Here is a 24,226-nt window from a genome sequence, read left to right as displayed (position 1 = left end):
GCGGGGGCACGGTCGACCCTGAACGTTGTTTCTAGCATGGGCCCCCGGGGCCCTACCCTCAGGCGACGCCGTCGGGGCGGAACTGGACGCTGACCCGGGGTCCGACCGGGCGGGCGGTCTTGGGCACGGAGTGTTCCCAGGTGCGTTGGCAGGAGCCGCCCATGACGATCAGGTCGCCGTGGCCCAGCGGGAAGCGCAGGCTGGGACCGCCGCCGCGCGGGCGCAGCAGGAGTTGGCGGGGCGAGCCGAAGGAGACGATGGCGACAATGGTGTCGGTGTGCGCGGAGCGGCCCTGGGTGTCGCCGTGCCAGGCCACGCTGTCCCGGCCGTCGCGGTAGAGGCACATGCCGGCGGTGACGAAGGGCTCGCCCAACTCGTCGGCGTAGTGCCGGGTCAGGGTCTGCCGGGCGGCGGCCAGCACCGGGTGCGGCAGCGGCCGGCCGGCGCCGTACCAGCAGAGCAGGCGGGGCACGTCGACCTCGGTGTCGTACATGGTGCGTCGCTCGGCGCGCCAGGGCACCTCCCGCAGCAACACGTCTAGCACCTGGTCGGAGCCGTGCACCCAGCCCGGCAGGTGGTCGACCCAGGCGCCGTCGCCGAGTGGATGTCGGCGCAACTGGCCGGGCAGCGGCCCGAGGGTGGGTGCGGCCTCGGTGACCTCCAGCATCGACGGCTGGTACGCGGCCTGCGACATGAGCCCACCCTAGCAGGGGCGTTAGTACATGTGTGCGACCGAGTGATGTCGTGTCCGGGGTTCCTCCGGGTGTTCCGGGGCGGCCCGCGTCGTGGTGCTGGCGGCCGGTATGGGGGAGCGAGGGGTCGGTCCCGGGCGGGTAGGGTGCCCGGCGGGCGGCGTCGATCGGGCCGTCCCTGGTGGCTGATCGGATCCGGCCGCCCGGCCGTTGGGAGGAGACAGAGTGCTGGTGACGCCGCGGACGATCGAGGTACCAGGATGACCAGCACGACCATCGACCGGCCGACCGCCTCGACCGGACGGGGCGCGGCGAGCCGGCTGCCGTCGCTGACCGGGCTGCGCTGGGTCGCCGCGCTGCTGGTCTTCGGTTTCCATGCCGGGACGATGCGGATCATCGCCGAGCCGGACCACCAGGCGGTGGTCGGCAAGATCTTCACCCTCGGCCTCTCCGGGGTGCAGTTCTTCTTCGTCCTCAGTGGATTCGTGCTGGTCTGGTCGGCTCGACCCGGTGACTCCCGCAGGCGGTTCTGGCGGCGCCGGCTCGCCAAGATCTACCCGAATCACCTGTTGATGTGGGCGGTGGCGATGCTTGCCGCGCTCTGGTTCGCCGACCCGATCAACCCGGTGGCCGCGCTAGAGAACCTGTTCCTGCTCCAGGCCTGGGATCCCCGTCCCGGCTACTTCTACAGCGTCAACAACGTGAGCTGGTCGCTCTCCTGCGAGTTGTTCTTCTACCTGTGCCTGCCGCTGGCGCTGCCGTTCGTACGACGGGCCCGGCCGTGGCTGCTGTGGGCCGTGGTGATCGCGGTGCCGCTGCTGATCCTGGCGCTCTGGCCGGCGCAGACGCTGGTGCCGGAGCAGTACCGGTGGTGGTTCACGCAGGTGTTCCCGCTGGTCCGGTCGCTGGAGTTCTGGATGGGCGTGGCCGCCGCCGAACTCATGCTGCGTGGTCGCTGGCGCGGTCCGCGCCTGCCGGTGGCGAGCCTGATCTTCGTGGCGACCTGGGTGCTGGCCTCGCAGTGGATCCGCGCCGAGATGTGGGCGGCGATCCTGTCGGCGGCGTACGTGGTGCTGATCGCGGCGGCGGCCGACGCCGACGTACGGGGCAGCCGTTCGCCGCTGCGGTCCCGAGCGATGGTCTGGCTCGGTGAGGTCTCCTTCGCCTTCTACCTGGTTCACGTGTTTGTGATCATGACGATCCTGCGGCTCACCGGCGACTGGGGGACCGGCTTCCCGGGCTGGTGGGGGCCGCTCGCGGTGATCGGGTTCCTGCTGCTCACCCTGGCTCTGGCCGCGCTGCTGCACCGGTACGTCGAGCAACCCATGATGCGTCGGCTCGCGCCGTCGCGCCCGAGCGGCAGGACTCTCCACTCCGGACGGTAAGCTCGGCCGATCATGGAGCAGTCCGTCCTCTACCAGTTCCTGACCGAGGTGCCCCGGGCGGTCGCCATCTGGTCGGTGCTGTTGCTGCTCGCGCTCGGAGTGCTCACCGCCCTGGTCGCCCGGCCGCAGCGGGCCCGGTCGGCCGAGGATGCTCTGCCCGCCCCGGCCGAGGACCCCGCCGTGGCCCCGGCCGAGGATGCCGCCGTCGCCACGACCGCGGACCTGAGCAGGTACGCCGGTGAGGTGGCCGTGGCGGCGGCCGGTGCCGAGCGCAACGCCAGGCGGTGGCGGGACGCCTGGCGGGTGGCGCACGAGGAACTCGGGCGTGCCTGGACCGCGTACGACGAGGCGGAGCGGGCTGCCCGGCGGCTCGCCGCCACGGTGCCGCTCGCCGTGCCGGGTGCTGTGCGGAGCCCGGCCGAGTACGCCGCCCGGGAACGGTGGCTGCACCGCGCCGCGATGCTCGCGCACTGGCGGGGCGAGTTGACGGCCCGGCAGTTAAGCGAGGTCTTCGCTCGGCGGGCCGGCTGGCACCCCCGATGGCACCCGGCCGAGCAGGAGATCGCCCTTGCCCGGCTGCTGCGCGACAGCCGCCTGGCGGCGTACCGGACGGCCGAGGCGCGCGAGCGCGAGGCGTGGCGGGTGGCCGGACTCGCTGCCGAGGCGGCCCGTACGCTCGCCGCCGAGGCGTACGCCGCCGCGGAGCGGCTCCGGCCGGAGCGGCTGCCGGCGCGGCGCCGGGCCGCTCTCGGTCGCCCGGCGGTCATCAGGCGCTGGCGGCCGGCGCGGGTGGGCTGATCGGATGACCGCCCGCTCGGGTGGTCGGACGGACCTCGTCTCGGGTGCCGGTCACCGTGACCCGGATTGGGTGACCCCGGTCACGCCGCCGCAGGAAACGGTCACCGTGCGCGTCGGGGTGGATCGGCTACGTAATCTCCGGGACATTTTGTGCACTCGGTCCGGTTGTCGCCTTTCGGCGTACTCGATTCCCCGAATCCCATTGAGCGACGCCAGTCGCCGAATACCCGAAAATAATCGAGCTGGATCATGTTTGTGCAGGGAATGAGGGGTTGGCGCGCGGTTTGACCGACCAGTAATGTCGCCCCGTCCGGTGCGGTTACCGATCGCAAAAGGCGACGCCGCATCGACCCGCTCAATCGTGATCTCACGAACCGGGGACCCACCGCATTACCTGGGGTGAATCCGCGAGCCTCGGCCCGCGGTAGGGCGATCTTCCCGCCCGAATCCGTCAGCTAACCCGGTCGGCGGCGTCGGAAGGAGTTCCATCCGCGTGCAGCACGTACCGATCCCCCAGTTGTTCCCACGCCTCCACGGCATCGCGGTGTCCGCGTTCGCCGGCTCGCCGACAGCGAGCTGAATACCGGACCCACCGCCACCGCCCGGTGTTCCCGGGCGGATCCCTCGAACGGCCCGTCCGCGTCCGCGTGGTCGTCGGTGTCCCCTGCCGACCCGACCGCCGGTGCCGGTACGGCGTCCGCCCCAGCCCTCGTGGAGGATTCCGTGAAGCACACCGTCAAGCGTCAGCTCCGCCGCCTGGCGACGGAGCGTCCGTACCAGATCGTCGCCGGATCGGCGGCGGCGCTCGTCCTGGCGACCGGCGCGGGTGCCGCGCTCGCCGGCACCGGGGACGCCCCGGTCACCGCCCAGACCACCACCGTCGCCGAGTTGCGCGGCGACGCGGCGGTCTCCCGCAGCGACGCCCGGGTGGCGCAGAGCCCGTCGTCCGTGCCGAGCGAATCGGCTGCGGCAAGTGTCGCCGCCTCGCCGTCGCCCTCGCCGAAGGCCAGCTCGGCCGCGCCGGACCCGGACGTGACAAGTAAGAAGGCCGCACCGAAGCCGCCGGCTAAGAAGGTCCTGGACTACGACTACCAGGCCCAGATCAACGGTTACTACTGCGGCCCGGCCGCCGTGCGTAACGCGCTCAGCGCCGCCGGCGTCGAACGCGACCAGGACACCCTGGCCAGCCAGCTCGGCACCACCTTCGCCGGCACCAACTCGGCCGAGGACACCACCCGGGTACTCAACGCCGTGCTCAAGGGCAGCCCCTACCAGACCAGGTGGATCCGTGGTGGTTCGGCCACCCCGGCTCAGATGGACCAGCTCCAGGCCGACGTCGTGGCCGCGGTCACCGACGGGCGCAGCGTCGTGGTGAACGTGGCCGGCAGCGCCACCGACACCGACGGCCGCTGGCACTCCTTCCCCGGCGGGCACTACATCGCCGTGGTGGGCTACGAGGACGAGGGCCGGATGGTGAAGATCGCCGACTCGGCCGACGCGTCCTACTACTCGTACTGGATGAGCACCATCGACCTGGCCAACTGGGCGGCCACTCGCGGCTACTCGGCCTGACCGACCTGACCGACCTGACCGGGCGCCGGTTCCCCGCTGGGGGGCCGGCGCCCTGTCGTCGTACGCCCTACCGTCCGGCCCCGCCTGCCGCGTCGGCCGCGTCGAGCGCCGGCACGAGCGGCGTCAACGCGGCCCGGACGAGGTCGGGCAGCGACCCGGACGGTACGACGAAACCGGGCATCGACGGTGCCACGTTCGCCGACTCCAACCACTGCCCGAGTGCGACCTTGGCGGCTGCGCCGACACCGGCCGCGAGCACCCGGGCGGTCAGGCGGTCGATGCCCGGGCGGCGCTCGATGATGGCGTCGGCGAGCGGGCCTTCGATCGTGCTGGCCGTGTCGACGTAGCAGGCGCGCAGGGCGGGGCTGGTCGTGATCATCAGCAGCGTCGCGCCGGGCTGGTCGCCCTGGTCGGCGTACTGCCCGACGACGGCGTCGAGCACGGTGTCGGCGAGGCCGATCTCGGCGGGTCGGGAGATGACGGCCGCCGCGACCTGTGCCGTGCGCTCTGCGGTGACCGCCGCGACGATCGCCTGCTCGCGGCTTGCGAAGTAGTTGTTGTACGTCCTCGGCGACACCCCTGCGGCCTCGGCGATGTCGTCGACGCGGACGTTGTCGGGCCCACGTTCCAGGGCCAGCCGCAGCGCCGCTGTCCGGAGCGCCGCTCTGGTCGCCTGCTTCTTCCGTTCCCGCAAGGAGGGGCGGCCTGCTGTCACCCGTTCACCATCGCACAATCTCTGCGTGGCCGCAAACTTGCGTGCGCGCAGAACTGTGCCTAGCGTCATGACGAGCCCCCACTTCGGTGGCGTCCCCGAGGGAGAAGGACCGACAGCCCATGCGAGCCAAGGGCATGACCTACGACACCGGCTTCGTCCGGGACGGCCGCACCTCCGTGCCGCGCTTCGACCCGGAACTGGTCCGGCGAGAGCTGACCATCATCCGCGACGACCTGCACTGCACCGCCGTGCAGCTCGTCGGTGGCGACCCTGAGCGCCTGGAACTGGCCGCCCGGATCGCCGCCGAACTCGGCCTGGAGGTCTGGTTCTCGCCGTACCCGCTGGACCTGTCGGTCGACGAGACCCTCGCGCTTCTCCTCGACTGCGCCGAGCGGGCCGAGCGGCTGCGCGGGACCGGGGCCGAGGTGGTCCTGGTCGCCGGCGTCGAGCTGAGCCTCATGAACCGGGGTTTCGTCGACGGCGACCGGATCGACGACCGCCTCGGCAACCTCTTCGCCGACCCGGCGGGCCGAGCCGAACGGATCGCCGAGGTCCGCTCCCGGCTCGACCGGTTCCTCCGTACCGCCGTGGCGGCGATCCGCGACCGCTTCCACGGAAAGGTCACCTACGCCGCCATCCCGTTCGAGGGCGTGGACTGGGAGCTGTTCGACTTCGTCACCCTCGAACTCATCCGCTCCGCCGAGGTCGCCGACCGGTTCCGGGACGGCGTACGCGAACTCGTCGCCCAGCCCAGACCCGTCGCCGTCACCGGCTTCGGCACCGCGACCTGGCGCGGTGCGGGCGACGTCGCGCCGCGCAGCATGGAGATCATCGAATACGACGCGGTCACCGGCGAACCGGTGCGACTCAACGGGCGGTACGAGCGCGACGAGGCCGGCCAGGCGGCCTACCTGAGTGAGCTGCTTGAGATCTTCGACAGCGAGGGCGTGGACAGCGCCTTCGTGCACCTGTTCGCGCTCTACAGCCTGCCGCACCGCCCCGACGGCGACCCCGCCGACGACCTTGACCTGGCCAGCCTCGGGATCGTCAAGGTCCTCGACGGCCGGGACGGCGACACCTATCCCGGGCTGCCCTGGGAGCCCAAGGCCGCCTTCGCCGCGGTCGCCGACCGCTACCGCGCCTGACGGCGGGCCAGCAGCCGGGCCGCCGTCAGCGGCAGCAGATGCAGTACGCCGACGAGCAGCAGCACCAGCACGGCGACCTGGCCCACGGCGAGCCCCTCCACCGCCAGGATCAGCGCCGCGCAGCCGCCGGTGACCAGTGCGTGCCGCACCAGCCGCAGCGTGGTCCGTCGAGTCGACTGCGGCGCGTCCGGCTCGGCGACCTCCGGCGGCCGGGACGTGACCATCGCCGCGATCGCGATCAGGCCGGCGACCTGCACCGCCCAGCGGGCGGTGGTCCCGATGCCGGCCCCGTCGGTCACCGCTGGTGCGACGGCGGTGGTGGCGGCGAACACCACGAAGGCCGGCAGCCCGGTGAAGAGGAACGCCAGAATCCCGGCCCGCGCCACCCGCTGACCCAGGCTGATCTCCGGTTGGACCTGCTGTTCGAGGTTGACGCGAACCTCGTCGGGGGCCCACACCAGCTTTCGGGCCGGCGGCGGGTCGGGCGTGGGTTGCGACATGCCCGCGAGTCTAAAGTGGATTGGGCGGCGGCGGGGACGCGCCCGACAACCGGCCTCAGGTGGTGGGGGATAGCGGGGCGGTGCTGGCGGCGCGCGGCGTGGGCGGGGCCCAGGCCGGGTCCAGCTCGCGCCGGGCGGCGGTCAGGAACGCCTCGGCGTACGACTCGACGGGGAAGTCACCGAGGTAGCGGCGGCGGGTCGTCCAGCGGGCCGTCGCCAGCGGGTCGGTGTCGAGCAGCCCGGTCAGCACCTCGTCCAGGTTCGTCAGGTCCCGACGCAGCACGTAGCCGGAGGCGGCCAGCGGGAACCGCTCGGTGAACCGGTCGCCGTCCGCGCCCGTGTCGGTGACCGCGTACGGCTTGCCCGAGTAGAGCCAGTCGGAGACCACCCCGGAGACGTCGGAGACCAGGGCGTCGGCGCGGTTCACCGACTCGGCCAGGGGCAGCCGGCTGGCCGCGGCACCGAACAGGTGCTGCCGGCCGGTGCGGGACCGGTCGGCGGCGAGCAGGTCGTGCAGCCGCGCCAGGTAGCGGGCCGAGCCCGGATTCTGCGTGGTGTAGGGGTGCGCCCGCAGGATCACCGTGGCGCCCCGGTCGAGCAGCCGCCGCAGCAGCGGCTCGGCCATCGGCAGCGAGCAGTAGTCGGCGTCGGCGTGGTGCCCGGTCCAGGTGGGGGTGTAGAGCACCGTCGGGTTCGGCAGGCCGGTGGCCGGCTCGGTGCGTACCTCGATCGTCTCGACCTGCGGACGGCCGACCACGACGAACTTCTCCGCCGGGATCTCCACCCCGGCCCGGGCGTACCGGTCGATGGCCGCCTCGCCGGCCACGAAGATCCGGTCGAAGATCCCCGACACCGGGTTGGCGCTGGACGCCTTGTCGCTGTCGCCGTGGTGCAGCTGGACGTGGGTGAGCTGGGTGAAGCGCAGGCAGTGGCTGTTCTTCGCGCCGTGGTTGACATAGAACGCCACCCGCAGGCTGGGCACCAGCACCTCGTCCATGCTGCGCAGGGTGGGGCAGTAGAGCACCGGGGCGGTGGTGGCCGCCGCGATCGCGGCCAGCGACTCCGGCTCGCGCACCATCACCACGAACGGCCGGCCGATCCGCGCCAGGTACGGCAGCCACATGGTGACCTGGTACTCCGAGCCGGGCGGTGCGGAGAAGTGCAGCACGAACTCCGGCTGGTGCCGGCGCAGCGCCCGGGTGACCGGCGAGCCACCGGTGGCCGGCCGGAACCGCCGCCGGGCCAGGTCGAGCGCGACCGCGCCGGCGACGGCACCCACCAGCAGCACCGCCACCAGCGCGAGTACCGCGGGCAGCGCCGCCAGGGCGGCCAGCGCCAGGACCGCGAGCAGGCCGGCCAGGACGTCGCCGAGACCGGCGGCGACCTGCGGTACCCAGGTGCGTACCGGCAGGTTGGCGGCGCGGATCTCCAGGTTGCCGGCGTCCCGCAGCGGGCCGGCCAACAACAGCAGCCCCAGCAGCACCAGGGCGGCGGCGGCCAGGGCCGGATCGAAACCGGAGTCGAGCTGCCGGGCGTAGCCGACCAGGACCCCGGCCGCGATCAGCGTGGTCTCCGCGACGCTGTCGGCACCGGGACGGACCCGGCGCTCCCAGACGGTGGCCGCGAGCGCGGCGACCGCCAGGCCGAGCCCCCAGGCGGTCGCGTCGGTGAGCGCGACCACGCCGAACGCCAGCACCGCCCCGCCGGTGGCCAGGCCCCGGGCGGCCAACTTCGTGACCAGGTCACCACGCATCTCGGTGTCGCCTTCGCGCTACGTTGCCGGCCGGTCAGCCGACGGGTGCGGTGTCGATCGGCCGGTCGGCCTGGGCGGGCGCCGGCACGGCGAGCGGCGCGGCCTCGCCGGGCGGCCGGCGGACGTCGATCACCTGGCCGGTGAGGTCCGAGATCAGTACGTCCAGCGAGGCCTGGGCAACGGTCTCGGCGGCGAGCAGGGTGTGCTCGGGCTCCTCGCCGAACGCCTTGGTCCGCATCGGGGTGGCGGTCCGCTCCGGGTTGATGATGTTCACCCGGACGCCCTGCTCCGCCCACTCGTCCGACAGCGCCTGGGTGAGGTTCACCAGAGCCGCCTTGGTCGCCGAGTAGAGCGCATAGTCGGCCCGGCCCCGGGTGTACGAGCTGGAGGTGTAGAGCAGCAGTTGGCCCTTGGTGTGCTGGAGGTACGGCAGGGCCTGCCGGGCGACGGTCACCGGGCCGACGAAGTTGACCTGGAGCACCCGGTCGATGGTGTCCTGGTCCATCTCGGCCAGCGCGCCCTTCTCCAGGATGCCGGCGGTGACCACCACGTGGTCGATGCGGCCGGTGGCCTCGAAGGCGCTCTTCAGCGCCGCCTCGACGTCCTCGGGCCGCTCCACGTGCGTGCCGGTGCTGGAGCGGCTGAACGGGAAGACCTGGGCGCCGTGCCGGCGGGCCAGCTCGGTCAGGTCGTGGCCGATGCCGTAGCTGCCGCCGAAGACGACGATCGTCCGGCCGGCGACCTCCTCGCTGTAGGCACGCGTATCGGCCAGCCGGGGCACCTTGGCGGCGGCCAGCTGGAACAGTTTGTCGGCCAGGTGTACGTCGACGGGGTGGGTGACCTTGATGTTCTCGTCCGAGCCGTCGATCACCTTGATCGGGGTCTCGGGCAGGTAGCGCAGCACCACACCGCAGTCGTCGGTGGCGGCGAAGTTCGGGTCGCCCTCGGCCCGGCGGTACGCCTCCCGGATGGTCCCCGAGCGGAAGGCCTGCGGGGTCTGGCCCCGGCGCAGCGTGGCCCGGACCGGGATGTCGGTGATGCACTCGTTCTCGTCGACCTGGATGATCGTGTCGGCCGACGGGATGGCCACGTCGACCGCCGAGTAGGTCCAGAGGGCGTTCACGCACTCCCGCACGATCCGGCCGCTGAGCAGCGGTCGTACCGCGTCGTGGAAGAGGATGTTGCAGTCCGCCTCGCCGACCGCGTCGAGGGCGATGCGGGTGGTGGCGTTGCGGGTGTCACCGCCCTCGATGACCTTGGTGACCTTGCGGAAGCCGGCCTTGTCGACGATCCGTCGCGCCTCGCCGACGTGGCCGCTGGCCATCAGCACGATGATCTCGTCGATCTCCGGCGTGGCCTCGAAGACGGCAAGCGTGTGCTCGATGATCGGCTTACCGGCGATCTTCAGGAGCTGCTTGGGAATGCCGAGGCCCAGTCGGGTGCCGGTGCCGCCGGCCAGCACCACGGCCACCGTCCGGGAGGGTCGCCACGGCGCCGGGTTCTCCCGCCGGGTGCCCGGTTCGGTGGTCAGGTCCTGCGTCATTGCCGGTCCTCGCTCTCGGGGATATCGCTCGCGGTGATGGTGCCAGGAAGGGTGCGCCGAGGTGGCGACGGGATGAACAGTAACGCGCGGACCGCGTCGCCCCCACGAGGGCGACGCGGCGCGGGCGGCCTCCGGTCGCGGCCCGGGTGGCCGCGACCGGCACTACTTGCCGTTGGTGAATGCTTCGTAGGCGCGAATTACCTCATCGGTCGGGCCGTCCATCCGGATTTCGCCCGACTCCAGCCAGATTGTCCGTTCGCACGTGTCCCGCACCGAGGAGAGCTGGTGGCTCACCAGGAAAACGGTGCCGGCGCTCTCCCGTAGCTCCCGGACCCGCTTCTCGCTGCGCTTGCGGAACTTCTTGTCGCCGGTGGCGAGGGCCTCGTCGATCAGCAGCACGTCGTGCTGCTTGGCCGCGGCGATGGAGAACCGCAGCCGGGCCGACATGCCGGAGGAGTAGGTACGCATCGGCAGCGAGGCGAAGTCGCCGCGCTGGTTGATGCCGGAGAACTCGATGATCTCCGGCAGCTTGCGCTGCACCTCCACCGGGTGCATGCCCATGGCCAGGCAGCCGAGCGTGACGTTGCGCTCGCCGGGCAGGTCGTTCAGGAGTGCGGCGTTCACCCCGAGCAGCGAGGGTTGGCCCTGCGTGTAGACCGCGCCGCGCTCCACCGGCAGCAGCCCGGCGATGGCCCGCAACAGGGTCGACTTGCCGGAGCCGTTGGTGCCGATCAACCCGATCGCCTCACCCCGGTACGCGGTGAAGCTGACCCCGCGCACCGCGTGCACCTGCCGGACGTTCGGCGCGGAGGCACGGGTAAGCAGCCGCTTGAAGGCGGTCGCCCCACTGGTGCTGCCGCCGCGCCGCCGGTGCACCCGGTAGACGACGTGCGCGTCGTCCACCACGACGGTGGGGATCCGCTCCTGGATCCGGGGCAGGGTCACCGTCACATCATTGGACATCGCGACCTGATCAACCACGGCCGTACTCCTGTTCGCCGCGCCAGAAGTAGAGGAAGCCACCGATGCCCATGACCAGCGCCCAACCGAGCGCGATCAGCCAGGCCTGCGGCAGGGATTCGTTGAGCAATGGGGTGCTCTCCAGCAGCGAGACCCGGGCCAGCTCGATGTAGACCAGCAGGGGGTTGAACTGGAGCACCGTGGTGGCCCACTCGGGCAGGTTCCGGGCGAACAGCTCGACGCTGTAGAGCACGCCGGAGCCGTACATCCAGGCCCGCAGGATGAAGGGCATTACCTGCTTCAGGTCGGTGGCCTTGGAGCCCAGCCGCGCCACCGTCATGGTCAGCCCGGCGGTGAAGATCGCCTGGAGCAGGACGGCCGGCACCAGCATCAGCCACATCAGGGTGATCGGCTCTCCGGTGGCCAGCACGATCACGAGCAGGACCAGGATCGAGCCGAGCAGCTGCTGGAGCTGGGTGGTGGTGATGGCCAGCGGCAGGCAGGCCCGGGGGAAGTGCAGCGCCCGGATCAGGCCGAGCTGGCCGCTGATCGCCTTGGTGCCGTTCTGCACGCTGGTCTGGGTGAAGTTGAAGATGAACACGCCGGTGGTGAGGTAGGCGAGGAAGTTGTCCACGCCCCGGCTCTGTTCGAGGACCAGACCGAAGATCAGGTAGTAGACCGCCGCGTTGGTCAGCGGGGTGAGCACCTGCCAGAGCTGCCCGAGCCGAGCGTTGCTGAACGAAGCGCTCAGCTTGGCGCTGGCGTACGCGTTGATGAAGTGCCGGTACTGCCAGAGCTGGCGGGCGTAACGGCTGAGCGAGGGTCGCTCGCCAGCTACCCGCAGCCCGTGCCGGGCGGCCAGCTGGGCCGGGGTGAGGCCGGATTCGGGGTCGGCCAGCGCGTTGGCCATGGGGAAGGGCGCTCCGATCTATCGAGCCGGGCGGGAAGTTCGCGACGTGGAATCTAGCGTGGCCCGTGCGTGGAGCGCCGCCCCCGTCGCTGCGTGGACAGTAGTCCGAAACACGTCGGGACGCAACCGTAGCGTCGTTGCGGTACATTGTCGCACGTGAAGACCGACAAGAGGCGGGCGCCGGCCGGTGCCGCGGTGCTCCGTGACGAGATCACCACGGCGATCCGCCGCGCGGTCACCAAGGAACTGGCGGAAGTAGGTTACGGCCGCCTCTCGATCGAGGCGGTGGCGCGTCGGGCCGGGGTGAGCAAGACCGCCGTCTATCGCCGTTGGCGATCCAAGCTCGAACTGGTGCTGGACGTGGTCTCGGCCGTCGCGCGCCGCAAGCTGCCACTGCTGGACACCGGGACCCTCGACGGCGACGTGCGGCTGCTGCTGCTCGTCGTGACCGGGGCGTTGGGTCACCCGCTGGCCTCGCAGATCATCCCCGACCTGCTTGCCGAGGCGGCACGCAACCCGCAGATCGCCGGCACGCTGCAAGGTGCGTTGAACGACTATCAGGACCGGATCGGCAAGATCGTGATCGGTCGGGCGGTCGAGCGGGGAGAACTGCCCGCCGGTGCCGACCCACGGGTCGCCGCCGACCTGATCGTCGGGCCGGTCTACTGGCGGCTGGCCATCGCCCGGGTGCCGCTGGAGCCGACCGAACTCGCCCGGATGGCGGACGCCGCGGTAGCCGCTCTCCGGGTGGCCTGTGCCGACCCGGGCGACGAGCCACAAGCTTGAGTCGGCCGGACCACCGGCCCTGAGCTGCCCGGACGGCCGAGCCTCGGAGCGACCGCGAGTTGCCCGGGCGACCGGGTGCCGAACTGGCGGTGAAATCCCGACCAACGCACATGAGCGCCGGTCTCGTCTTCCGCTTCCAACCGACTAGTATCGCACCCCGACACCCTACGAAACAGTCTTGCGACACAGGAGGATCTTTATGGCTGGGCAGCACCCGGACTTCATACCGCCAGCCCGGCCGATCATCGGCGAAGCCGAGATCGAAGCGGCTGTGCGGGTGCTGCGTAGCGGCAAGGTCGTGCAGGGGCCCGAGGTGGCGGCGTTCGAGGAGGAGTTCGGCGAGCTGGTCGCCGGGCGACACTGCGTCGCCGTGAACTCCGGCACCTCCGCCCTCCAGTTGACCCTGCTGGCGCTCGGCTTCGGCCCGGGTGACGAGGTCATCGTGCCGTCGTTCTCCTTCGCCGCCAGCGCCAACGCGGTGCGGCTGGTCGGTGCCGAGCCGATCTTCGTGGACATCGAGCCGGCCAGCTTCTGCGTCGACCCGGAGGCGGTCGCCGCCGCGGTCACCCCGCGGACCGTCGCCATCATGCCGGTGCACCTGTACGGCCACCCGGCCGCGATGGACCAGATCATGGCGGTGGCGCAGCGGCACGGCCTGGCCGTCGTCGAGGACGCCGCCCAGGCGCACGGCGCCAGCCTGCACGGCACCCCGGTCGGCGCGTTCGGCACCGCCGGTTGCTTCAGCTTCTACCCGACCAAGAACATGCACTCCCTGGAGGGCGGCATGATCAGCACCGCGGACGCCGGGCTCGCCCGCACCCTGCGGCTGCTGCGCAACCAGGGCATGGAGCAGCGGTACGCCAACGAGATCGTCGGGGCCAACATGCGGATGACCGACGTCGCCGCGGCGATCGGCCGTGTGCAGCTCACCCAGCTCGCCGAGTGGACCGAGCAGCGCCGGGCCAACGCCAAGTACCTCGACTCGAAGATCACCGGCATGGTCACCCCGCCGGTCGCCGACGCCGCCCGGCACGTGTACCACCAGTACACCGTCCGGGTCCGGGGCAACCGGGACGCGGCCCAGGCGCGCCTCACCGAGCTGGGCATCGGCAACGCGGTCTACTACCCGACCCCGATCCACCGGCTCAAGCCGTACCTGGACAAGGAGGGCCAGCCCGGCCCGTGGGAGCTGCCGGAGACCGAGCGGGCCGCCGCCGAAGTGATCTCGCTGCCGGTGCACCCCTCGCTCAGCCCCGCCGACCTCGAGCGGATCGCCGAGGCCGCCAACCTGGCCGGTGGTGCCCGATGAGCGCGCGACAGGGTGGCAAGCTGCGCGCCGGCCTGATCGGCCTGGGCGCGATGGGTCGCAACCACGCCCGGGTGCTCTCCGGTCTGGACGGTGTCGAGCTGGTCGGGATCGTCGACCCGATCGGTGACACCACCGGCCTGCTCCGGGCACCGGTCCTGCCCGACCTGAGCGAGCTGCTGGCGCTGGACATCGACTACGCCGTGGTCGCCTGCCCGACCGCGCTGCACGAGCAGGTCGGGCTGGAACTCGCCGCCCACGGGGTGTCGGCGCTTATCGAGAAGCCGCTCGCGCAGTCCGTCGAGGCGGCCACCCGACTCGTCGAGGCGTTCGAGAGCCGCGGGCTGGTGGCCGGGGTCGGCCACATCGAGCGGTACAACCCCGCCCTTCAGAACCTGCGGACCCGCCTGGAGGCGGGCGAGCTGGGCGAGGTCTACCAGGTGGTGACCCGGAGGCAGGGCCCGTTCCCGCACCGGATCGCCGACGTCGGCGTGGTGATGGACCTGGCCACTCACGACATCGACCTGACCAGCTGGGTGACCGGCCAGGAGTACGCCTCGGTGTCGGCCCGGACGGTCTCCCGCAGCGGCCGGCTGCACGAGGACATGGTGGCGGCCGTCGGTGTGCTCTCCGGCGGCACCATGGTCAACCACCTGGTCAACTGGCTCAGCCCGCTCAAGGAGCGGTCCACTGTGATCACCGGTGACCGCGGCTGCTTCGTCGCCGACACGCTCACCGCCGACCTGACCTTCTACGCCAACGGCGCCGTCGGCACCGAGTGGGAGGCGTTGCGGGCCTTCCGCGGCGTGGCCGAGGGCGACATGATCCGCTACGCCATTCCCAAGCGGGAACCGCTACTTGTCGAACATGAGCGCTTCCGGGACGCCGTGGAGGGCAAGGAAAGCGATATCGTCACCCTGCGACAGGGCCTGCGTACTGTCGAGGTGGCCGGGATGGTGCTGCGCTCGGCCTCCGACGGCAGCACGATCACCTTCGAGGTACCGCACGCTGCTCCGGCCGAGAACGTCCCGACCCACTGACCGGGTAGCCGCGGCTCGCCTCTGCCACGGCCGTGCACCTTCCCGACCCGCACCCCATCACGAAGGACCGCGTATGCCATCGCACTCCCGCCCGCCGAGACTGGTAGTCCTCGTGACGAACGGCATTACCGGCGACTCCCGGGTCCAGAAGACCGCGATCGCCGCCGCTCGCGACGGCTGGGACGTCATCCTGATGGGCCGCAGCTCGACGAAGAAGGGCAAGGAACTCGAGCGTTCGACGATGGGCCCGATCGAGGTGATCCGGGTGCCCGTGTCGACGGTGCTGTCCCGTTCGCACGCTGACCGGCATCGGGTACGCCGGGCGCTGACCCAGTTCCGGATCCCCGACAAGTCGGCGCTGAACCGCTACCGGGCCCGGCACCAGGCGTGGCTGCGCATGCAGACCGGCAAGGACAACCCGCCGCCGAGAGCCTGGATCAAGGCACACGAGGCCCTGCACGAGCTGCGGGTCAGGGCCTGGGGCTGGGAGCAGTTCCACGGCAGCAAGCCGGGCCCGCCCACCGGTGACTGGCGGACCGACTGGCCGCTCCTGCTCGACATCGACCTGGCCTTCGGGCCGGTGCTCGAGGAGTTGGAGCCGGACGTCATCCACGCCAACGACATCAACACCATCCCCACCGCGGCGATGAGCGCGGCGCGGCTGCTCGCTCGCGGCAAGAAGTGTGTCTGGCTCTACGACGCCCACGAGTACGTCCAGGGCGTGGAGTGGCCCAAGCCGCAGCAGGCCAGCGGCGTCAAGGCCGCCGAGGAGGAGTTCATCGGCCGGGCCGACGCGGTGGTCACGGTCTCCGACCAGATCGCCGACCTGCTCCGCACCAACTACAAGCTGCCGACGACTCCGCTCGTGGTCGGCAACTCCCCGGTTCGGGAGGGCATCCGCAGCGGCAACGTCGAGGCGTCCGTTCGGGCCCGTGCCGGCCTCGCCGAGGGCGTGCCGCTGATGGTCTACGCCGGCTGGATCGGCCCGGAGCGGGGCCTGGACACGGTCATCGGCGGCCTTCCCGAGTTGCCCGAGCACCACCTGGCTCTGGTCACCGGGCGACAGACCGCGCTGCTGGAGGAGCTGCTGACCAAGGCGGAGACGCTCGGCGTACGCGACCGGGTGCACCTGCTGCCCTATGTGCCGCCGTACGAGGTGGCCGACTACCTCAGCTCGGCCGACCTGGGACTGATCCCGTTCCAGCGGACGCCGAACTGCGAACTCTCCCTGCCGACCAAGGTCTCCGAGTACGTGCACGCGGGGCTGCCCCTGGTCACCAGCGACGTGCGGGTGGTCAGCGCGTACGTCAGGCAGCACGACATCGGCGAGGTGTTCACCTCCGGTGACGTGGCCAGCTTCGTGGCCGCGGTCAGCCGGGCCACCGCCCGCCGGCAGGAGCTGAGCGCGAACATCGGCGAGCCCATCCTGGACGACCTCTCCTGGGAGCGGCAGAGCAGCAAGCTGCTCCAGCTCTACCGGGACATCTCCGGTCTCGCGCCGGCCACCCCCCGCACGGACGTCCCGTGGTCGGTGCAGGAGCGTCCGGCGGGGGTGGTGACCGGCCAGGCCGTCGCACGGCGGGAGCTGCCGGACTGGAAGCCACTCTCCGACACCCCGGTCCGGCTCGGCATCGGCCCGGCGAACTACGCCGGACAGGCCGCGGGGTTCGCCAAGGCGATCAGCCGCGACAACCCGGACGTGTCGATCGAGGTGGTGATGAACAAGCCGCCGGCATCCTTCAACTACCCGGCGGACATCTACCTCGACGCGTCCCGGCAGCGGGAACTCGACTACCAGCTTGAGCAGGTCAAGCGGGTGCTCAGCTCCTACACGCACGTGCTGGCGGACGCCTTCCTGCCGCTGTTCGGGCACCTCAACGGCGACAACATCGGGGGCGACCTGCCGGCGTTGCTGCGGGCCGGCATCAAGGTGGCGCTGCTGGCGCACGGCAGCGAGATCCGCCACCCCGACCGGCACCTGGAGCGGCACCGCTTCTCGCTCTTCGCGGACGCGCCGGAAGGCTTCGTGGACAAGCTGCGGGAGAAGGCGGAACGCAACCGGCGGGTGGCCGAGGAATCCGGTCTACCGGCCTTCGTGACCACGCCGGACCTGTTGGTGGACCTGCCCTGGGCCACCTGGGCGCCGCTCGTGGTGGATGTCGATGCCTGGGCGTGTGACCGGCCGGTGATGGAGCGGAGCCGCCCGCTGGTGCTGCACGCGCCCTCCAAGCGGTGGACCAAGGGCACCGACCGGATCCTGCCGATCGTGCAGGCGCTGCACGACCGGGGCGTCATCGAGCTGCGCCTTGCCGAGGGCGTCACGTGGTCCGAGATGCGCAGCCTCGTCCAGAGCTGCGACATCGTGCTGGACCAGTTCACCAGCGGCAGCTTCGGCACCTTCTCGGTGGAGGCGATGGCCGCCGGCAAGCCGGTGGTGGCGTACCTGTCCGATCAGGTCATCACGACCGTCGGCGAGGACCTGCCCATTGTCAACGCGAACCCGAGCAACCTGGGCGAGGTGCTGGAATCGCTGCTCGACGACCGGGAGGCGACCGTCAAGATCGCACTGGCCTCCGCCGAGTACGCCCGGAGGTACCACGACGGCACCTGGACGGCCAGTCAGCTCGCCCCGTTCCTCAAGAGCTGACCTGCCCCACCCGGCATGACGATGCCCGACACCCGTGACGCCGAGCCGGTCCCCGCCGGGGTCGCCGGGGCGACGGAGGACACCTCCGCCCCGGCGACGGGCACCGGGCCGGCGGCCAGTGCCCGCCTCGGTGCCACCCGGCGCTGGCCGGTCGACGCGCTGGTCGCCCTGGTCTTCCTTGCCGGCGCTTTCTGGGTCACCGGGCGCGGGTGGCTCGATCCGCATGGTCGCCTGCTCGGCAGCCGCCCGAACGACCAGGGCTTCAACGAGTGGATGCTGGCGTACGCGGCACATGCCGTCAGCCATCTGGAGAACCCCTTCTTCACCACGCTCCAGAACGCCCCGGACGGGGTGAACCTGATGGCAAACGTCGGGATGCAGCTGCCCGGGCTGGTGCTCAGCCCGGTCACCCTGCTCTTCGGCGCGCCGGTGGCCTACCTGCTGCTCATCACCCTGAACCTGGCCGGCACCGGTTACGCCTGGTACCACGTGCTCTCCCGGCACCTGGTCAGCTCCCGGGTGGCGGCCTTCCTGGGCGGCCTGTTCTGCGCGTTCGCCCCGGCGCTCGTGTCGCACAGCAACGGTCACCCGCACATCACGGCACAGTGGCTGGTGCCGTTCATCGTCTGGCGGGTGGTCGTGCTCTGCCGGGGCGGCCACGTGGTCCGCGACGGCCTGGTGCTGGGCGCGCTGGTGACCGCGCAGTTCTTCGTCAGTCTGGAGATCCTCTTCCTCACCGCGCTCGGCTGCCTGCTGCTGGTCCTGGCGTATCTCGCCGTCCGGCCCCGGAACGCGCTGCGACGCTGGCGTCCGCTGCTGTCGGGCCTGGCGATCGCCGCCGCCCTGGTGGCGGTGGTGGCCGCGTATCCGCTCTGGATGCACTTCGCCGGCCCGCAGCACCGGGTCGGCCACCCGGGCACCCCGGACATGTACGCCCTGAAACTCGGCTCGTACCTCCGGTTCGCCACCCAGTCGATCGCCGGCGGCCCGACCAGCGCGGTGGGCTGGGCACCGAACACCACGGAGCAGGCGAGCTTCTACGGCTGGCCGATGCTGGTGCTCGCGTTCGGCGCGCTCTGTTGGCTGCGGCGCGAGGTGGTCGCGTGGGTGCTCGGGATCGTCGGCCTGACGACGGCGCTGCTGGCGATCGGCACAACCTGGACCGTCGGCACCCACCGAACGGGCGTGCCGGCACCGTTCGCGCTCGTGCAGCACCTGCCGGTGTTCGACGCCCTGGTGGTGGCGAGGTTCGCCCTGATCACCACCGTGGCGCTCGGCGTGTTCCTGGCGGTGGCCGCGGATCGACTCGCCGCCGCCCGCCGGCAGGAGCCAGGTGGTCGGCTCGCGTTCGGGGTGGGCGCGGTGGCCGTGGCCGCCGCGCTCCTACCCATCCTGCCGGTGCCCCTGCCGGCGCAGGGCCGGGTGCCGGTGCCGGACTTCGTCACCAGCGGCGCCTGGCGCGATCACGTGGCGCCGGGCCGTACTTTGGTGCCGGTGCCGGTCGCCCAGATGACCTCGGTCTACTGGGGTTCCGCCGCGCTGGCCGGCTTCGCCGTGCCCGAGGGCTACTTTCTCGGGCCGGTCTCCGCGACCGATCCCACCGGCCGCTGGGGAGTGGATCCACAGCCGACGGCAGCCCTGCTCACCGCCGTGTCGAAGGGCGAGCGGGACAGCACGATCGGCCCCGGCGAGATCACGCAGGCGCGGGCCGATGCCCGCTACTGGAAGGCCGACGCGGTGGTGCTCCCCGACCGGGGAGCCCGGCGGCACGACGCGCTGAAGACCGTTCTCGACGCCCTGTACGGCCCAGGGCGGCGAATCGACGATGTCTGGCTCTGGGACGTCCGCCCGTTCACCTGACGACCACCCGCTCGCCTCCGGTCACCCGCGGTCAGGGCGACCATTTCCATACCAGCAGCAGGTAACCACCGAAGTAGGCGGCGAAGGCGGTCATGGTCACCAGCACGGTGATCGCCCGGGACCAGCCCGCCCAGGCCAGCGCCACGGCCGCCGGCAGCAGCAGCGGGAAGGCCGGCAGCAGGAACCGGGCCTTGGCGTGGTGGTAGCCGGCCGCGCCCAGCGTGGTGACCAGCAACAGCCCGCTGTACAGCAGCAGTTGCCACGGCTGCCGGTCGAGCAGGCTCAGCACGAAGAACATCAGTGCCAGCAGGATCACCACGGTCACCACGAACAGCGGTGGAATCGTCGGGTCCGCCAGTACCTCCCGGCTGCGGCGCAGGGTTTCGGCGCCGAAGTCGAAGGTGCTGTCCCAGCCGGCCGACTGGATGTGGAACCAGCCGTCCGGCCGGCCGACCTCGCTGCCCACCCAGGCCAGATACCCGAGCCAACCGGCGGGGGCGAGCAGCGCGGCGGCCCAGGGGCGCCAGCCGTCGCGGCGTCGGACGATCGCCGTCAGCGCGGCGAGACCCACCACCGGGATCAACGAGCAGGCGGTCGGCCGGGTCAGGCCGGCGAAGAGGCAGAGCACGCCGGCGGTGAGCCAGCGGCCGCGCAGCAGGGCGTAGAGCGTCCAGGCGGCGAGGGCGGTGAACAGGGTCTCGCTGTACGCCATCGACTGGACGACGGCGTGTGGCAGGGCGGCCCAGAGCGCGGCGAGCAGCACACCGGTGCGCTGGTTGTACAGGTGGGCGCCGATCGCGAAGAGCGCCCATGCGGTGGCCAGGCCGGCCAGCCAGGCCACGACGAGCGCCGACTCCCGGGTGCTCAGCGGCAGGATCCGGTCCAGCGCGGCGACGAGCCCGGGGTAGAGCGGGAAGAACGCCAGGTCGCTCTGCAACTCCGCGAACCCGTCGTAGCCCTCCTGGGCGATCTTGAGGTATCGGATCCCGTCGGAACTGGCCAGGCGCGCGCCGGGGGAGCGGTCGGTGCTCTGGGCCCAGACGTATACGGTCACCACCCCGACCAGGCGGATCACCGCGTAGGCGGTAAGCGCGGGGAGGGCCTGACGGGCGGCCGCACCTGATCGTCGGAGTTTGTCGAACCGGCTCGGCCGGTGGCTCGCCGACGGCGGAGCCGGTGCCGGTCCGTTCGGGTCATCGGTCCTCACCACGTTCATCGTGCGATCCCCATACGCGCGCTGAGCTGGAATGATCGGACGACACGCGCGGGCACCGGCGGGGCGGCACTGCACCAACCGGACGCGGCCATCGGTAGGTGAACCGGATGGAGAGTATCAATCGACGCGGCCGGTCGCGGACCACCGGCAGCGGGCATTTCCGACCGGAACTCTTGTCGTAGACTCGCTCGGGTCCACAGGCGCAGAAGGCTGTCCGAAGACGGGCAGGGCGGGATGCTGCGGGCCCACGCACGGTTGACTTCGTTGGGGCGGGCACCAGGTGCTCGCCGATCCGGCGCGCTACGCGCCGCGTACGACCGGCCCGGTCCCCGGGCCGGCTGGACCTGGGAGGCGCAGGCGCAGGTGCTCGACGACAATTACTTTCGGCTGCGCCCGGCGCGGCTCCGGCCGGCCGCGCTGACGGCGGACCCGGCCCCGACCTCGACGGGGGTGGGCGGATGATCGCGCCAGACGTGACGGTGGTGGTCGCCGTCTACAACACCATGCCCTACCTGACCTCATGCCTCGAGTCGTTGGTGGGGCAGAGCATCGGCCTGGAGCGGCTGGAGGTGGTCGCGGTCGACGACGGTTCGACTGACGGCAGCGGCGAAGAACTGGACCGCTTCGCCAAGCGGTACCCGGGCACGGTCACCGTGCTGCACCAGCCCAACTCGGGCGGTCCGGCGGCACCGAGCAACCGCGCCCTGGACGTCGCCCGGGGTCGCTACGTCTTCTTCATCGGCTCCGACGACCACCTGGGTCCGGAGGCGTTGGAGCGGCTGGTGGACGCGGCCGACCGGTGGGGCTCGGACGTGGTGCTCGGCCGGATGGTCGGCACCAACAAGCGCTACGTGCACCAGGCCATCTATGCCAGCACGGAGGAGAGCGTCGACCTGTTCGACAGCGAGCTGCCCTGGTCGCTGTCGAACACCAAGCTGTTCCGGCGGGATCTGATCGAGCGGCACGGCCTGCGGTTCCGCGAGGACATGGCGATGGGCAGCGACCAGCCCTTCACCCTGGAGGCCTGCGTCCGCGCCGGAAAGATCTCGGTGCTCGCCGACTACGTCTACTACTACGCCGTCAAACGGGACAACGCGCAGAACATCACCTACGCCAGCCGGTTCGCTGAGCGGCTGCGCTGCGCCGAGGAGCTGATCGGCTTCGCGGCCGGGCTGATCGAGCCCGGCCCCAAGCGGGACGCGGTCCTGCTGCGGAACTTCAGCTGGGAGGTGGCCAAGCTACTCAAGGCCGACTTCCTCGACCTCGATCCGTCGATGCAGGAGGAGGTCCATCAGCGGATCCGCGAGCTGGCCCAGAGCTACCTGACCGACGCCATCATCGCCCGGCTCGCCGCCGACGTACGGCTGCGCCTGCTGCTCGCCCGCGACGGTGGCCTGGGCCGGCTCCGGGAGCTGATCCGCCAGCAGGGCGACAAGCTGCTGCCGGCGGTGACCGTCGTCGGTGACCGCTGCTACGCCCACTACGCCGGCTTCCGCGACCCGGAGCTGGGTTTCCCCGACGAGTGGTACGACGTGACCGAGCGGGCCGCCAAGCTCTCGGTCAAGCTCACCGCGACGGAGGCGGCCTGGGGCCGCGACGCCGGGGCGCGGACCCTCGTGCTCACCGCGCAGAGCCGTTGGGCGCAGCTGACCGCCGAGGCGCTGCGGGTCGAGGCCGGCGGCGTGGCGGCCGTCGTGTCGTCGCGTCCGGGTGGACCGGGTACCGTCGTTGCGGCGGAGTTCCCAGTCGATCAACTGCTCGCGGCCGTTCCCTCCGGTGAGAAACGATGGCAGACCAAGATCAATGTTGTTGCGCTGGGCGGTGCCGCCTCGGCGACACTGCGGGCGGAGCGGCGCCTCGCCGGGCCGCGCCGGCTGGCGTGGCGCGGATCGCGGTGCTTCCTGGTCACACCGAGCACGGACCGCAAGGGCCAGGTGCTCGTGACGATCACGCCGATCACGCCCCGCCGGATCATTGCCCGTCTGGCCCGCATACGGCCCTCAGCAGGAAAGTAGTTCCATGAACATCTGCGTCGTCGCCCTCGGGAAGATCGGCCTGCCACTGGCCGTGCAGTTCGCCTCGAAGGGACACCGGGTGATCGGCGCGGACGTCTCCGAGCGGGTCGTCCAGCTGGTCAACGACGGGGCCGTGCCCTTCCCGGGCGAGACGGACCTGGACGTCAAGCTGAAGGAGGCGGTGGCCGCCGGGCTGCTCTCGGCCACCACCGACACCACCGCCGCGGTGGCCGAGTCCCAGGCGGTCGTCGTGGTCGTGCCGCTCTTCGTGGACGCCCAGGGCGTACCGGACTTCGGCTGGATGGACGACGCGACCCGGGCGATCGCCGCCGGCCTCAGGCCGGGCACCCTGGTCAGCTACGAGACCACCCTGCCGGTCGGCACCACCCGCAACCGTTGGGCGCCGATGCTCCAGGAGGGCTCCGGGCTCACCGCCGGCCGGGACTTCCACCTGGTCTTCAGCCCGGAGCGGGTGCTCACCGGCCGGGTCTTCGCCGACCTGCGCCGCTACCCGAAGCTGGTCGGTGGCATCGACGAGGCGTCGGCCGAGCACGGCGTGCGCTTCTACGAGGCGGTGCTGGACTTTGACGAGCGGCCCGACCTGGACCGCCCGAACGGCGTCTGGGACCTGGGCTCGGCCGAGGCCTCCGAGCTGGCCAAGCTCGCCGAGACGACCTACCGGGACGTCAACATCGGCCTGGCCAACCAGTTCGCCCGGTTCGCCGACACGGTGGGCGTCGACGTGACCAGGGTGATCGAGGCCTGCAACACCCAGCCGTACAGCCACATCCACTCGCCCGGCATCGCGGTCGGCGGGCACTGCATCCCGATCTACCCCAGGATGTACCTGTGGAACGACCCGGCGGCCACCGTCGTGCGTTCGGCCCGCGAGGCCAACGCCGCCATGCCGGAGTACGCCGTCGACCTGCTGGCCGCCGCGTACGGCGACCTGAGCGGCGTCGGTGTGCTGGTGCTCGGCGCCGCCTACCGGGGTGGCGTAAAGGAGACCGCCTTCTCCGGTGTCTTCCCGACGGTGGAGGCGCTGCGGAAGCGGGGCGCCACGCCGTACGTCTCCGACCCGATGTACAGCAACGAGGAACTGGTGGCGCACGGTCTGCCGGGCTACCACGGTGAGCCGGTCGGCGCCGCCGTCATCCAGGCCGACCACGCCGAGTACCGGACGCTCGGCCCCGCCGACCTGCCCGGCGTGACGGTGCTGGTGGACGGGCGTCGGGTCACCGACCCGGCCCGCTGGGCCGGAGTCCGCCGGGTGGTCATCGGCGGCTGACCGGCAGCTGCGAAACGAAGGGGCCCGGCACAGCGTGCCGGGCCCCTTCGTTTCCGTTCCGGACCAGCCTCCCGCCGGGACGGCTGCTGTCCCGG

At 71.5% G+C, this 24,226-nt stretch carries 19 protein-coding genes, 1 pseudogene and 1 riboswitch; of the genes and pseudogenes, 12 read left to right on the top strand and 8 right to left on the bottom strand.

The genetic code is table 11. The features are described 5' to 3' along the window. Positions 1-58: 58 nt before the first annotated feature. Complete coding sequence (locus tag AC507J_RS08855) at positions 59-694, bottom strand: alpha-ketoglutarate-dependent dioxygenase AlkB (RefSeq protein ID WP_496288587.1); 636 nt, start codon at positions 692-694, stop codon at positions 59-61. Between the two features lie 258 nt (positions 695-952). Between AC507J_RS08855 and AC507J_RS08850 the strand changes: the two genes are divergently transcribed. The 3 genes from AC507J_RS08850 to AC507J_RS08840 all read left to right on the top strand — a co-directional run bounded on the left by AC507J_RS08850 (position 953) and on the right by AC507J_RS08840 (position 4,447). Beyond that, a complete protein-coding gene (locus AC507J_RS08850; protein ID WP_496288586.1) occupies positions 953-2,077 on the top strand; it encodes an acyltransferase family protein in 1,125 nt (374 codons plus the stop codon). Between the two features lie 12 nt (positions 2,078-2,089). Further along, positions 2,090-2,875 carry a hypothetical protein gene (locus AC507J_RS08845; RefSeq protein ID WP_496288585.1) on the top strand — a complete coding sequence of 262 codons (786 nt, stop codon included), beginning with the start codon at positions 2,090-2,092 and terminating at the stop codon, positions 2,873-2,875. Between the two features lie 342 nt (positions 2,876-3,217). Continuing rightward, a riboswitch (cyclic di-AMP (ydaO/yuaA leader) is annotated at positions 3,218-3,360 on the top strand. Positions 3,361-3,586: 226 nt separating this feature from the next. Then, the gene (locus AC507J_RS08840) at positions 3,587-4,447 is read left to right on the top strand and encodes a C39 family peptidase (protein ID WP_496288584.1); all 861 of its coding nucleotides are present in this window, start codon (positions 3,587-3,589) and stop codon (positions 4,445-4,447) included. Positions 4,448-4,514: 67 nt separating this feature from the next. Here AC507J_RS08840 and AC507J_RS08835 read toward each other — a convergent pair whose 3' ends face one another. Then, the gene (locus AC507J_RS08835; protein ID WP_496288583.1) at positions 4,515-5,162 is read right to left on the bottom strand and encodes a TetR/AcrR family transcriptional regulator; all 648 of its coding nucleotides are present in this window, start codon (positions 5,160-5,162) and stop codon (positions 4,515-4,517) included. A 119-nt stretch (positions 5,163-5,281) separates the two neighbouring features. On the opposite strand from AC507J_RS08835, the gene AC507J_RS08830 reads away from it, so the two are divergent. Further along, positions 5,282-6,307, top strand: a complete 1,026-nt coding sequence (locus AC507J_RS08830; protein WP_496288582.1) for a hypothetical protein — start codon at positions 5,282-5,284, stop codon at positions 6,305-6,307. Here the strand turns inward: AC507J_RS08830 and AC507J_RS08825 are convergent. The 5 genes from AC507J_RS08825 to AC507J_RS08805 all read right to left on the bottom strand — a co-directional run bounded on the left by AC507J_RS08825 (position 6,295) and on the right by AC507J_RS08805 (position 11,973). Further along, positions 6,295-6,807 (bottom strand): hypothetical protein, encoded by a 513-nt coding sequence (locus AC507J_RS08825; protein ID WP_496288581.1) that lies wholly within the window; start codon positions 6,805-6,807, stop codon positions 6,295-6,297. The two genes, AC507J_RS08830 and AC507J_RS08825, sit on opposite strands and share 13 nt — an antisense overlap. A gap of 55 nt (positions 6,808-6,862) precedes the next feature. Beyond that, positions 6,863-8,560, bottom strand: a complete 1,698-nt coding sequence (locus tag AC507J_RS08820) for a CDP-glycerol glycerophosphotransferase family protein (protein WP_496288580.1) — start codon at positions 8,558-8,560, stop codon at positions 6,863-6,865. 34 nt (positions 8,561-8,594) lie between these two features. Beyond that, positions 8,595-10,103 (bottom strand): D-ribitol-5-phosphate cytidylyltransferase, encoded by a 1,509-nt coding sequence (locus AC507J_RS08815; protein WP_496288579.1) that lies wholly within the window; start codon positions 10,101-10,103, stop codon positions 8,595-8,597. Between the two features lie 162 nt (positions 10,104-10,265). After that, on the bottom strand, positions 10,266-11,066 hold the full coding sequence (locus AC507J_RS08810; RefSeq protein ID WP_496288771.1) for an ABC transporter ATP-binding protein: 801 nt from the start codon (positions 11,064-11,066) through the stop codon (positions 10,266-10,268). Positions 11,067-11,076: 10 nt separating this feature from the next. Further along, positions 11,077-11,973: an ABC transporter permease gene (locus AC507J_RS08805; protein ID WP_496288578.1), complete on the bottom strand. Its 897-nt coding sequence runs from the start codon at positions 11,971-11,973 to the stop codon at positions 11,077-11,079. Between the two features lie 156 nt (positions 11,974-12,129). On the opposite strand from AC507J_RS08805, the gene AC507J_RS08800 reads away from it, so the two are divergent. From AC507J_RS08800 to AC507J_RS08780, 5 genes are all read left to right on the top strand, one after another. Then, positions 12,130-12,759, top strand: coding sequence for a TetR/AcrR family transcriptional regulator (locus AC507J_RS08800; RefSeq protein ID WP_496288577.1), 630 nt, complete (start codon positions 12,130-12,132; stop codon positions 12,757-12,759). 199 nt (positions 12,760-12,958) lie between these two features. After that, on the top strand, positions 12,959-14,068 hold the full coding sequence (locus AC507J_RS08795) for a DegT/DnrJ/EryC1/StrS family aminotransferase (protein ID WP_496288576.1): 1,110 nt from the start codon (positions 12,959-12,961) through the stop codon (positions 14,066-14,068). Next, positions 14,065-15,105, top strand: coding sequence for a Gfo/Idh/MocA family protein (locus AC507J_RS08790; protein WP_496288575.1), 1,041 nt, complete (start codon positions 14,065-14,067; stop codon positions 15,103-15,105). The genes AC507J_RS08795 and AC507J_RS08790 overlap by 4 nt, the downstream gene beginning before the upstream one ends. 112 nt (positions 15,106-15,217) lie before the next feature. Further along, positions 15,218-17,752 (top strand): glycosyltransferase family 4 protein, encoded by a 2,535-nt coding sequence (locus tag AC507J_RS08785; RefSeq protein ID WP_496288574.1) that lies wholly within the window; start codon positions 15,218-15,220, stop codon positions 17,750-17,752. 21 nt (positions 17,753-17,773) lie between these two features. Continuing rightward, complete coding sequence (locus tag AC507J_RS08780) at positions 17,774-19,612, top strand: hypothetical protein (RefSeq protein ID WP_496288573.1); 1,839 nt, start codon at positions 17,774-17,776, stop codon at positions 19,610-19,612. A 31-nt stretch (positions 19,613-19,643) separates the two neighbouring features. On the opposite strand, the gene AC507J_RS08775 is transcribed toward AC507J_RS08780, so the two are convergent. Further along, positions 19,644-20,828, bottom strand: coding sequence for a putative hexosyltransferase (locus AC507J_RS08775; protein WP_496288572.1), 1,185 nt, complete (start codon positions 20,826-20,828; stop codon positions 19,644-19,646). Between the two features lie 280 nt (positions 20,829-21,108). On the opposite strand from AC507J_RS08775, the pseudogene AC507J_RS08770 reads away from it, so the two are divergent. The 3 genes and pseudogenes from AC507J_RS08770 to AC507J_RS08760 all read left to right on the top strand — a co-directional run. Next, positions 21,109-21,290, top strand: a pseudogene (locus AC507J_RS08770) (glycosyl transferase family 1); the annotation flags it as partial. After that, the gene (locus AC507J_RS08765) at positions 21,287-22,843 is read left to right on the top strand and encodes a glycosyltransferase family 2 protein (protein WP_496288571.1); all 1,557 of its coding nucleotides are present in this window, start codon (positions 21,287-21,289) and stop codon (positions 22,841-22,843) included. The pseudogene AC507J_RS08770 and the gene AC507J_RS08765, both read left to right, overlap by 4 nt. A 4-nt stretch (positions 22,844-22,847) precedes the next feature. Further along, positions 22,848-24,131 carry a nucleotide sugar dehydrogenase gene (locus AC507J_RS08760; protein ID WP_496288570.1) on the top strand — a complete coding sequence of 428 codons (1,284 nt, stop codon included), beginning with the start codon at positions 22,848-22,850 and terminating at the stop codon, positions 24,129-24,131. The last annotated feature ends 95 nt before the right edge of the window (positions 24,132-24,226 follow it).

The organism is Micromonospora sp. PRAS1 (assembly GCF_059553435.1).
The sequence above is the reverse complement of the archived record's forward strand: the minus strand, read 5'-3'. Positions and strand labels throughout refer to the sequence as shown.

What these genes read in the sequence shown, in the direction of transcription:
- AC507J_RS08825 (WP_496288581.1), bottom strand. Translation starts at nt 6,807, where the DNA reads ATGTCGCAACCCACGCCCGACCCGCCGCCGGCCCGAAAGCTGGTGTGG.
- AC507J_RS08805 (WP_496288578.1), bottom strand. Translation starts at nt 11,973, where the DNA reads ATGGCCAACGCGCTGGCCGACCCCGAATCCGGCCTCACCCCGGCCCAG.
- AC507J_RS08790 (WP_496288575.1), top strand. Translation starts at nt 14,065, where the DNA reads ATGAGCGCGCGACAGGGTGGCAAGCTGCGCGCCGGCCTGATCGGCCTG.
- AC507J_RS08855 (WP_496288587.1), bottom strand. Translation starts at nt 694, where the DNA reads ATGTCGCAGGCCGCGTACCAGCCGTCGATGCTGGAGGTCACCGAGGCC.
- AC507J_RS08760 (WP_496288570.1), top strand. Translation starts at nt 22,848, where the DNA reads ATGAACATCTGCGTCGTCGCCCTCGGGAAGATCGGCCTGCCACTGGCC.
- AC507J_RS08780 (WP_496288573.1), top strand. Translation starts at nt 17,774, where the DNA reads ATGCCCGACACCCGTGACGCCGAGCCGGTCCCCGCCGGGGTCGCCGGG.
- AC507J_RS08830 (WP_496288582.1), top strand. Translation starts at nt 5,282, where the DNA reads ATGCGAGCCAAGGGCATGACCTACGACACCGGCTTCGTCCGGGACGGC.
- AC507J_RS08795 (WP_496288576.1), top strand. Translation starts at nt 12,959, where the DNA reads ATGGCTGGGCAGCACCCGGACTTCATACCGCCAGCCCGGCCGATCATC.
- AC507J_RS08850 (WP_496288586.1), top strand. Translation starts at nt 953, where the DNA reads ATGACCAGCACGACCATCGACCGGCCGACCGCCTCGACCGGACGGGGC.
- AC507J_RS08845 (WP_496288585.1), top strand. Translation starts at nt 2,090, where the DNA reads ATGGAGCAGTCCGTCCTCTACCAGTTCCTGACCGAGGTGCCCCGGGCG.
- AC507J_RS08820 (WP_496288580.1), bottom strand. Translation starts at nt 8,560, where the DNA reads ATGCGTGGTGACCTGGTCACGAAGTTGGCCGCCCGGGGCCTGGCCACC.
- AC507J_RS08775 (WP_496288572.1), bottom strand. Translation starts at nt 20,828, where the DNA reads ATGAACGTGGTGAGGACCGATGACCCGAACGGACCGGCACCGGCTCCG.
- AC507J_RS08765 (WP_496288571.1), top strand. Translation starts at nt 21,287, where the DNA reads ATGATCGCGCCAGACGTGACGGTGGTGGTCGCCGTCTACAACACCATG.
- AC507J_RS08810 (WP_496288771.1), bottom strand. Translation starts at nt 11,066, where the DNA reads ATGTCCAATGATGTGACGGTGACCCTGCCCCGGATCCAGGAGCGGATC.
- AC507J_RS08815 (WP_496288579.1), bottom strand. Translation starts at nt 10,103, where the DNA reads ATGACGCAGGACCTGACCACCGAACCGGGCACCCGGCGGGAGAACCCG.